The organism is Methanobrevibacter sp. (genome assembly GCF_036307625.1).
Taxonomy (GTDB): Archaea; Methanobacteriota; Methanobacteria; order Methanobacteriales; family Methanobacteriaceae; genus Methanocatella.
Window position 1 is genome coordinate 1 of sequence record NZ_JAXJXF010000001.1, and the last position, 9691, is coordinate 9691.

The following is a 9691-nucleotide window of genomic DNA, read 5'->3' on the forward strand; positions in this document are numbered from 1 at the left end:
ATACAAATTACTATGCCAAAACTGACGGTAATGGTGTTGCGTCATATTCAAGCAGCTTGAATGTCGGTACTTATACTGTAACTGCGGTCAATCCTTCAAGCGGTGAGACAAAATCATTTAAATTGACTATTAATAAGGTATCTCCTTCAATATCTCTCGGTTATGCCAAAAGCGGAACATTGGTTACATTGACAGCTACTCTCACTCCTTCTGTTACCTCAGGAGATGTTATTTTCACTATTGGAGGAAATCATGCCAATTTCACCAAATCAATTAGTTCCGGTAAGGCCACCTTGAAAGTGAATTTAACAGGTGAGGGCACATATAAGGCTTATGCAACATTGGTTGGAAATTCCAACTTCAATTCTGCCAGGTCATCTGAAATTTCCATTGTTGTTTCAAGCGGACACAATATCGTCATTTCAGCTCCTGATTTGACCAAGTACTACGGCGCTCCGGATAAGCTTGTAATTCGCGTTACCGACAATGGTGAGCCTGTAAATGGTGCAGACATTATGTACAGTCGTGGTTCCGTTTCAATGACTATGACAACCAACAGCCAAGGATATGCTTATATGGGCATTGAGCTGGATCCGGGCACATATTCCGTTAGTGCTGCATACGGCGGCAAGTCCGTCACATCCAAGGTTACAGTCAAATCCACAATAATGGTGTCTGATTTGAGTTATGATTATGGAAATTCATATCTTAAGGCGACTTTCATGGATGTTTACGGCAATGCGCTTGCAGATAGTGATGTTCAGTTTAAAATTGGAAGCGGCACTTTCACCGCCAAAACTAACAATAATGGTGTTGCATCCTCTTTAATCAAATTGGATGCAGGCGAACATGTTGTAACTGCTGTTAATCCTGTAAGTGAGGAAATGAAATCATTTAAATTAACAGTCAAAGCATTAGAAGATGAAATTTATGTGGAAGATGGTTTTAAAAAGGTCTATGGGGATTCCAAAAAGTTAAAAATTGTTGTAAAGGACTATAAAGGCAGTCTCCTTTCGAATTATCCTTTATCCATTGAAATTTTTGATATATGGGGGGATGGTTACAGCAAAACTCTTCGTGTGAATACCAACTCCAAGGGCCAGGTAAATCTTGCCTGCAATATCGTGCCTGGAGATTATGTTGTTGTTATAAAAGGCAAAAAGGATGCCTATGGTTCCGCAGATATCTCCGTTAAAAAGGCAACTTCTAAATTGACGGCTGCCAAAAAAACATTCAAGCGTTCTTTAAAAATCAAAAAATACTCAATTGCATTGAAGGACAATAACAACAAGGTTATGAAAAGCAAAAAGGTCACTCTAAAGGTCAACGGTAAAACTTATGCTGCCAAAACAAACAGCAAGGGCAAGGCAACATTCAAGATTACCAAACTGACCAAAAAGGGATCTTTTGTTGCATCCGTAAGCTTTGCGGGAGATGCATACTACAAGAAGGTTAGCAAAAAAGTTAGGATGTACGTTAAATAGGAGCTTTTCACTCCTTTTTTCTTTTTTGGTAATTGCTGTTCAAGGTCTATGATGCCTTGCGGGGGTTCAGAAATAAGGCATTAATTCCTTGATTTTCCGTCTTATTATTTTAATTGATTTTAATTTTTAAAGCATTTAATGGTATTTCTTTTTAAATTCAGCAATTCAATTGTCTGAATCATTCATATGTTCGGCAATGGTATAGATGTAGTAAAAAGAAAAAGGAGTAGATACGATATTTGGTATCTACTTTAAATTATTCCAAGTTTTTTGGCTGTTTTTTCATCCACTTTTCCGGTCACTTTAAGTTTTTTGGCTTTTTGGAATTGTTTTACTGCCTTTTCAGTGTGGTCTCCATAGATTCCATCGACCTTGTAAGCTTTGCCGGAAGATGATTTGTAGTATCCATTCTTTATAAGTGCCTTTTGGATTTTTTTAACCATTGCGTGGTCTTTGCTTCCTTTGGATATTGTCTTGAAGACTTTTTTCACTGTCAGTTTCACTTTTTTGCTTACTACATTGTAGTTTCTGCTTCCAGGGTATTTTACAGTTGCCTTTGTGGTTTTTGTCAGTTTTGTCAGTTTGAATGTTGCAATTCCTTTGGCGTTTGTTGTTGTTTTGTATGTTGTTTTTCCGATTGTTAATCTGACCTTAGCATTTTTCATCGGTTTTTTCTGGTTGTTTTTAAGTGAAACGCTGTATTTCTTGGTTTTGTCTGTGGATTTGAAGGTCTTGTTTTTAGCAGTCAGTTTAGGTGTTGCCTTTATTGAAAGGATATATGCTGTAGCCTGTGATTTGCTGTGTGTTGCATTTCCGGCAAAGGTTATTTCGGCGCTGTAGACTTTTGGAGTCCAGGTCTTGGTGTTTATTTTGACCTGGCCGTTTTTGTTTGTTGTGTATTTTTTGGCACCGTTTATGTTGACGGTTATGCTTGCACCTGCAATTGTGCTGTTTTTGTTGTCTTTCAGTGTGATTGTCAGATACTTGTTGACATTGTATGCAGTTACCAAGCCCGGTGCGGTTATTTCTGTAGTGGCCTTGTTTACTTTGACCTTGATGCTTTTGCTGACTGCATTGTGATTGCTGTCAGGTATTGTTGTTATGTTTAGGTTATAGTTTCCCGGATTTAAACCGGAAACGATAATTTCATTGCCTTCGATTTGCACAGTTCCTTTTTCGATTGTTGCATTAAATCCACTGGCTCCTGTGTATGATACTGTTGTTGTACCGGTTAATCCGTACTCAAATGTGATGTTTCCGGCAGTTACTGTAGAATCAACCTTGTTGACAGTTACTGTTGCTGTTTTTTCTGTTGAGTTGTGGTTATCGTCAGGTATTGTTGTTACGGTTAGTGTGTATGTTCCTGCTGGCAGGTTGGATACTGTAATTGACCTTCCGTTTATTTCAACATGTGCTCCTGTGTCGTTTACGCTTGCCCTGACTCCGGTTGCTCCTGTGTATGTTGTGGTTGCGGTTCCGGTTTCGCCGTAGTTGAATGTGATGTCTGGGACTGTCAATGTTGAATTAACCTTGTTGACTGTTACTGTTGCTGTTTTTGTTGTCGGGTTGTGGTTGATGTCTGTTGTGGTTGTTACGGTCAGATTGTATGTTCCCGCATCCAAATCGTCTGGAATTGTGATTGTGTTGTCTTTGACGGTCAGGTTTTTGCCGTTTAGTTCTGCTGTGAATCCTGTTGCGTTTTCATATGTGATGTTGACATCAACAGATTCGCCGTAGTCGGTTTCAACATCATCAACGTCAATAGTTGAGTTGGCAGGATTTACAAAGATTTCAAAATATTCTGTTATTTCATTGTGGTTTTCGTCAGGCACTGTTGTTACGGTTAAGAAGTATGGACCTTCATCCAAGTCATCCGGAATGATTATTGCGTCGTCTTTGACGGTCAGGTTTTTATCAGCGAGTATTGCAGTAATTCCCGTTGCACCCTCATATGTTGCATTGACGTTTGCAGAGCTTCCGTAGTATATGTCCGGAACATCGACACTGACTTTGGAGTCGGCCTTGTTGACAGTGATATCTGCGGTTTTTGTTGTTTTCTTGTGATTTGCATCAGGCACTGTTGTTACAGTCAATGTATATGTTCCAACTGTCAGATTGGATACTGTAATTACGCTTCCATCAATTTCTACAACAGCATTGGTGTCGTTTACGGTTGCATTGATTCCTGTAGCTCCGGTAAATGTTGTGTTTGATGTGCCCTTTTTGCCGTAGTCGAATGTGACATCCGGAACTGTCAATGTTGATTTTGCCTTTTCGACAGTAACTGATACTGTTGCATTGGATGCAGTGTAGTTTTCGTTTCCATCAAATTTGATGATTATTTTTGCCTTTCCTGCACCCACTGCCTTTATGGCTCCTTTGGATGTGACTGTCACTACGCTTTCGTTGGTGCTTTCAAATTTGATTGCCTCAAGGCCTTCAGGATCTGTTGTGTAGTTGACTTTTGACTTGTCATCGAAAATCATCTCGATTGTCTTGTTTTCGGGAGTTATTTTGCTTTCAATGATTAGAATCTTTGATGTTGCCTGATCGGTTGAGTTTTTGTATATGTCATCTCCAAGGTAGGTGAATGTCCATTCGTATTCTCCGACAGGATATTCATCGTTTTTGATTTCAACTATGAGCTTTCCCTTTTTCACTTTGCCATTTTTAGCCACGTCGACTGTTTTGCCGTTGCTTATTGTCATGTTTCCGGTTGCGTTTTCAGGCAATGTTACTGTAAACATTATGCCGTCTGTGTCTGTGACATTAATGTCATGTGCTTTCACCCTGATATCCGAATCGATTTTAAGCACTGTGAGCTTTCCGGATGCTGCAGCATCTGTGAATGAATCGTCACCGGAATATGCAACACTTACATCATATTCATCTGGAAGGACGCTTCCAAGATCCATTGTTGAGTTTAAAGTCAAGTCTGTCAATGTCTTTTTGTGATTTTTGCCTTTAAGGGTAATGTTTACCTTTCCGGTTGCCAGGGAATTGTAGTTGAGTGTGAGTGTAGTATTTTCTGAGTACGGAACCTCTCCGTTGACAAGTGAAAGGTTTGGGTCACCGTTATTGACATTTATATAAATGGTGTATGAGACATTTTCCATTGACGCTGTCACGCTTGAATTTCCTCCACTATTTGGAGTATATATGATTGTTTCCCCAAATTTGGCAGTGTTGCTGCTGAGATTTCCTTTTTCTGCAGTGATTTTCAAATCGACAGGTTTCAGGAGATTCTTGTCATATGGGGTTGTAGTGTTGGTGCTTGAATCATATGCCCATATTGTGAATGTTACATTGGATGTGTCTGACATGTTCATTGTGTCTGGAGTTGCTGTTGCATTTAAAAAGAGCCATTTGTTGCATTTGCCTATTCCAGAATCGTCTTTATAGTTGCTTTCATTGTGTCCAAACCAATTGTAGTCTGTATTGGATTCATAATAAAAGTCGACAGGGGTTCCAATGTTGTTTAAGAAAATATTATTGTTGATTGTGCTACCTGTATCTCCATCAATGTATACGATACCATTAGCACGGTTGTTTGTAAAAACACTGGTAGTGATTTGCCCATTACTTTCCAATATGTAGATTATATAATCATCCTCTGCAGTATTGTTTGTGAAAATGCAGCCTTCGGCTGTCATAGTACCAATCATACAGGCTATTGCTCCACCCATAATTGCTTTGTTGTTTGTGAATGTGGAGTTGATGACTTTTACATCAGATAATGAGGACAATATTGCTCCCCCTCCTGTTTTATTTAATACAGTATTGTTTGTGAACGTACAGTCGATGATTTCCATAAAACCACGTTCCGCAAATATTGCTCCACCACCATCACTGTTACCATTTGCGAATGTAATATTCTGTATTTTTATGTTTCCTGAGTTTGAAATGAAAAACATGCTTGTCTGTCCCTGTCCATCCAGTATTGTGGAATTTCCAATGATAGTGACACCATTTCCATTATCCATAATACCAATTGGATTTGTTCCATTGTATATACCCGGTTCGAGATAGATGGTATCATAACCCTCATTGATTGCACTTTTAATAGCATCAAAAGTGTGGTTTGTAACCGTTGTAGGACTTTTAAGTATTTCATTGCCTACAGATGAAGCAAGGATTTTGGAATCATCTGGTGCAGGATTATTTAATTGTAATTCGTTAATTTCATCTGTTGTCTGTTCGTCTGCTACTGCCATTGCCGTAGTGTTGGCATCGCTTGCGCATGCGCCTGCAATGGAGAAGAGAAAAATAGCTATAAATAATATAATCATGCTCTTTTTGTACTTCATAATTTTTTTGCCTCAATTTTTTTTAGATATTATATGATATGTTAAAATTTTACATATAATATTTTGGATATGGTGAATATTATCCACTTTATCGTTATTGTGCAGGAATTTTCAGGTTTCTACAAGCCGTAGATGTTCAAAATGAAAGCAAGTACTTGCTTTCGAAAAGATTTAAATAGTCTTCTTTCCATATACAGTTACTGAAATTAAAAAATAAGTAGGTGATAATATGGATATAATGTTTATTGCCATATTGTTTGTTTCAGCTGCCATGGTTGGGGTAACTTCTCTAGCAGCATCACTTGATGATGGTCACTGAACTCGTGCAGATTAAAAATAGAATGTTTTTTCTGCAGATTTGTTGAAAAAAATAAATAAAAGATAGAAAAATCTATCTTTTAATAATTATTGCTGATTTTCCATTGATTGACACATTCGAATCACCGGATGTGATTTTTACCGCATATTTTCCGACTTTAAGGGATTTTGTATTGAATTTGATAACTCCTTTGGAGTCTGTCTTGAGATTGTATGTTTTCTTGCCTATTTTGACTTTTACCTTAACTTTTGGGTTAAGCGGTTCTTTAGTCAATTGTTTGACGGTTATCTTGAAGTATTTTGTTTTTTTGTATTTTGCAGTAATCTTTGGAGCGGCAACTTTTGTTTTCACCTTTTCTACTTTAAATGTTTTGGTGATTGATGTTGAAGAAAATGCTTCATTTGAAGCGGTGATTACCATTTTATATGTGCCTGCATTGAAATTATGTCCATATAATGAGATATCTGAGTCGGTTCCGCTTTTTTTGAATACTACCTTATCTCCTTTATATAATTTTATGGTATACTTTGCGTTAAACATGTATGCCTTATTGTTCAAATCCTTGAAAAGAACAAGCACATTCTCACTTGTTCGGGCGGTTATGGACAACTTGGTTGGCACAATATTCATGTGAGGCTTTTTAATTGTCTTATTTCCGAAGTAGAAATCGCTGCTGAATTCGCCGTCAGTGAAAGTAAAATATGAATTAAATTTGGATGTGACAATTTTATAATCAACACCCATATCACTTTTATAAACATCTTTAACTTTGAATATTAGACTTCCGTCACTGGCTTTGGCTGGGGAAAATTCATTGCCGATACTCCAGTAAAATCCCTCCTCATCGAACTCTAGAATTTGATACAGGCTAAATTTGACATTTTTCAAACATTCAAATGGAACCAGTTTATTTGTATAGGCATCAATAACTTTCACATTAAAGCTTGTTTCTCCATCATAGCTTCCTGTCTGTTTCACGCTTACCTTATAATATCCTACAATGTCTTTATTATGTGAGGCGACATTGTCTTTAAAGCTGCATTTTTCAAATTTAATATTTTCGTAAGGAATTTTCCAAAATAAGATTGGATTATGATTTTTGATGAATGAACAGTTTTCAATAGTGATGTTTTTTACATCATATGCAAATATTGCTCCTCCTCTTGAGGCACTGTTGTTTATGAATTCGCAATTCTTAACAATCATCCTTTTGTGGCCGAATTCATCTATCGCACCTCCATAGTTGCTGTTGCTGTTGTTGATAAATTTGGAATTTCCTATCTCAAGATAATTATACCCTTCACTTACACTTATCGCAGCTTTGGTGTTATTTATGAAACAACAGTCATTGATGTATGTATTATTGGTGTGGAGATATAATGGGGTGGCTATGAATGTTGTGGCCATAAATGTTGAAATGTTTCCACTTGCTTCAACACTTCCTCCTTTAAATGTTGAATTCATGATTTTCAGGTTGGATTTAAGATAATATTTCTTGAAATTTTCAAATGTTGAACCTGTGATATTTAGGTTAATTGTTTTTTCGTAGTCGGAAAACGCTGTTGTGACTATTAGATTTTCTGAAATATTTTCAAAAGACGAGTTGGTGATATTAAAATTGATTTGTCCATTGCCTGATATTACTATATCGATTGCCTGTTTGCTGTTTTTAAAAGAACAGTTGATGATTTTATTTTCCTTTCCGTTAACTGACAGGCAAACTTTATTGAAAAATGAGTTCACTGCTGTACAATTTCCAGAGCTGGCTAATGAATTGATATCATTGAATCTGGAATTGTTTATAAATAAATTGCCGGAAAGGAGTAATCTTCTTTGATATTCGGAATAAAAATGATTGTTCTCAAAAGTACAGTTGTCAATACAACAATCTCCCACATTCATTAAGTCATTATAATAGTCATTATTTGAAAATATTGATTTGGTCAGGTTAACCGAGGAGCGGCTGAAAATCAGACGGCTTAAAAAGTTTTGGGTGATGTGATTATTGGTCATTGAACAGTTTTCAAGAACCAATTCCTGCTCTGCATGAATTACTGAGCGATATAATTCTAAATTACCAACAGTATTTCCGTTGATGAAATTGATGTTTTTAAATGTAACCCTTGGTGCGTTTGAATAGATTATCTCGGATAAATTTCTTGCATCAAGTGTTGCTCCTCCATTTTTACCGACAAATGTCAATTCGTGAAAGGGAATGCGTATCTTGCTTCCGTTTCCGGTATAAACTCCTTCCAGTTCAATAGTGTCATTTGGCTTTGAGGCATCTATTGCATTTTGAATATCTTTAAAAGTTTTGTTTTCCACTTGAATTTCACTTAGCATTGCATTTTCATCGGGCTTTGATATTTCAGCTTCAGCAGGGATTTCAATTACTGCTTCATCAATGTCTGAAGTTAATGTTTCATTGAAATCATCTGACGCCTGAACTGCTCCGATCAGAATAAATATCAATAAAATAAGTAAAAATTCCGCTTATTTTCTTTGTCATGTTAAAAATATATTTAGTTTAAAATATTTATAATGTCTGATTTATTTGATATCGACTGGCCGTTTTCGGAGTATGGATTAAAAAATGTAAGATGTTTTGTTATTTTATTCCTGCTGAATTTCTAATTTCGATTGAATTGAACATCATGGCAGAGTGTTTGGTCTTCGCCAATAAATCATATTTCCCAATTTTTTTCATGGTGTGGTGCAGGTAGGTTTTATCATGGTATGCTGTGAGTCTCCATTTTCTTTCTAATTCTTTGATGATGCTGGTGGACACATCAAACTGGGACACTTTTTTTGAATAGAATCACAGTTTTCACAATATTTAGCTATAATATTGGTTGGATTTAGGAATGATTTATATCTTTTTAAGCACAATATTTTAATAATGGTGATAAAATGGAGAAGAAAAACAAAATAATTATTGCTGTGCTTGTCATCATTATCGTCGCATTGGTTGCGGCAGTAGGATTCATGTTTTTCGGAGGTATGAGTCCTGCAAAATCAAGCAGTGCCAATGCTACAGTTTATAATTTTGACAGCGCATTTACGATGGAAGTTCCGAAGGGAACAGTGTTTAAGAAATCTTGGAATAATAGTGGGGATGGATTTGGAGTTATGAAAACCTATGATGATAAAAACAAGAAATTTTCCGTTGGATATATGGAGTCTTTTATGATAACTGATGATTTCATTAACCTTTTCATTGAATATGGTAATGAGACAAATAATACAAAGGTAACTCATCAGGGGGATTTGGTTATCTTGGAGAATACAGGTAATGTGTCTCAAAAAAATCCTGGAGGTAATAACTACAAATATGGAGTTTTAGCAAGGGATGGCCATCAGTTGGTAGTTCTCAGTGGGAATAATGTTGACAATTTAGTTGAAATGGCTAAAACAATCGAGTTTAAGGGGTAATGAAGTATGAATAAAAAAATTATTTTAATTGGAGTCATTGTATTTATATTATGTCTGGGGGCCGTGTCTGCAGCAAAATTGGATTCAAAGAAGTTCGGTGATGACTTTTCCATAAAAGTTCCAAAAGGTTCTCATTTTGTAGCTCAAAA

At 36.4% G+C, this 9691-nt stretch carries 5 protein-coding genes; 2 read left to right on the forward strand and 3 right to left on the reverse strand.

The genetic code is table 11. From position 1 onward, the window contains the following. Positions 1-1484, forward strand: a 1484-nt coding sequence (locus UIB65_RS00005) for an Ig-like domain repeat protein (RefSeq protein ID WP_330039123.1), incomplete at its 5' end; no start/stop codon positions are given. Between the two features lie 251 nt (positions 1485-1735). On the opposite strand, the gene UIB65_RS00010 is transcribed toward UIB65_RS00005, so the two are convergent. From UIB65_RS00010 to UIB65_RS00020, 3 genes are all read right to left on the reverse strand, one after another. Continuing rightward, positions 1736-5791 carry a peptidoglycan-binding protein gene (locus tag UIB65_RS00010; protein ID WP_330039124.1) on the reverse strand — a complete coding sequence of 1352 codons (4056 nt, stop codon included), beginning with the start codon at positions 5789-5791 and terminating at the stop codon, positions 1736-1738. Between the two features lie 391 nt (positions 5792-6182). Continuing rightward, on the reverse strand, positions 6183-8582 hold the full coding sequence (locus UIB65_RS00015) for a hypothetical protein (RefSeq protein ID WP_330039125.1): 2400 nt from the start codon (positions 8580-8582) through the stop codon (positions 6183-6185). Positions 8583-8718: 136 nt separating this feature from the next. Further along, positions 8719-8913, reverse strand: a complete 195-nt coding sequence (locus UIB65_RS00020) for a hypothetical protein (protein WP_330039126.1) — start codon at positions 8911-8913, stop codon at positions 8719-8721. A gap of 107 nt (positions 8914-9020) precedes the next feature. On the opposite strand from UIB65_RS00020, the gene UIB65_RS00025 reads away from it, so the two are divergent. After that, positions 9021-9542: a hypothetical protein gene (locus UIB65_RS00025; protein ID WP_330039127.1), complete on the forward strand. Its 522-nt coding sequence runs from the start codon at positions 9021-9023 to the stop codon at positions 9540-9542. The last annotated feature ends 149 nt before the right edge of the window (positions 9543-9691 follow it).

Excerpts from the sequence above, each read along its gene's own strand:
- UIB65_RS00010 (WP_330039124.1), bottom strand. The coding sequence starts at position 5,791 with ATGAAGTACAAAAAGAGCATGATTATATTATTTATAGCTATTTTTCTC.
- UIB65_RS00025 (WP_330039127.1), top strand. The coding sequence starts at position 9,021 with ATGGAGAAGAAAAACAAAATAATTATTGCTGTGCTTGTCATCATTATC.